This window comes from Bordetella petrii (assembly GCF_020991325.1).
Classification (GTDB): domain Bacteria; phylum Pseudomonadota; class Gammaproteobacteria; order Burkholderiales; family Burkholderiaceae_B; genus Bordetella_A; species Bordetella_A petrii_E.
Genome location: NZ_JAJMLX010000517.1, coordinates 1 through 908, shown reverse-complemented (window position 1 = coordinate 908; position 908 = coordinate 1). Strand labels below are relative to the sequence as shown.

General features: G+C 69.4%; 1 protein-coding gene. It reads left to right on the top strand.

Annotated features, from left to right (window positions below; all coding sequences use genetic code 11):
- Positions 1-688, top strand: a 688-nt coding sequence (locus LPZ50_RS25075) for a FecR family protein (protein WP_230665531.1), incomplete at its 5' end; no start/stop codon positions are given.
- Between the last annotated feature and the right edge of the window lie 220 nt (positions 689-908).

Sequence of the window (908 nt, the reverse complement as noted above, 5' to 3'; positions counted from 1 at the left end):
CTGGGCGGGGTGGGCCGGCTGGCGCCATACTCCCTTGCCTGCGCTGGCAGCCGGCTGGCAGGCCGACCACCGGGCCGGCGTGGGCGAGACGCGCCGGGTGCAACTGCCCGATGGCACGCAAGTGTGGCTGCGTGCCTTGAGCGCATTCAATGTGGACTACAGCGCCTCGTTGCGCCGCCTGCAATTGGTGGACGGTGAAATCCTGATAGACACCGGATCGGATCCGGCCCGTCCCTTCGTGGTGGCGACCGGGCAGGGCCGGTTGCAGGCCCTGGGCACGCGGTTTTCCGTCCGGCAGGAATCCGACGGCGTATTGCTTGCCGTGTACGGGGGGGCGGTACGCGTGGTAACCGCCAGGCGGCAAGTCAGCGGCGTGGTGCCGGCCGGACAGCAAGCTTATTTCACCGCCGATGCCTTGCGGCCCATGACGCCTGCCAGCCCTGCGCGCGAAGCCTGGGCGCGCGGCATCCTGGTGGCCGACGGCATCCCCCTGGGCCAGGTGGTGGAAGAACTGCGCCGCTATCACGCCGGCCATCTGGGGGTGGACCCCGAGGTGGCGGGGTTGCGGGTGTTCGGCAGTTACCCGCTAAACGACCTGCCGCATGCGCTGGACATGCTGGCTTCGGTGCTGCCGGTGCGCGTGCGCCGCCCCATGTCCTGGTGGCTTAGCATCGAAGCGCGCCGCTGACCCGGTTCCGGGTTTGCCGTTCTCGTTCGATTAGGTGGGTATAGAGCCCGCGCTTCGCGCGTTCCCTTCGCCCCACGATACCAAGCACGAGAATACAGGCCCGCCATGTCCTTACCTTTGTTCCCGGCCGCTGGCCCGGCAGCCGCACCGTCTTCCTCTTTGATCAAGCGCCGGCGGCGCGCGGGCTGGCACGCCCTGGCGCTGCCGCTGGCGGTGGCCG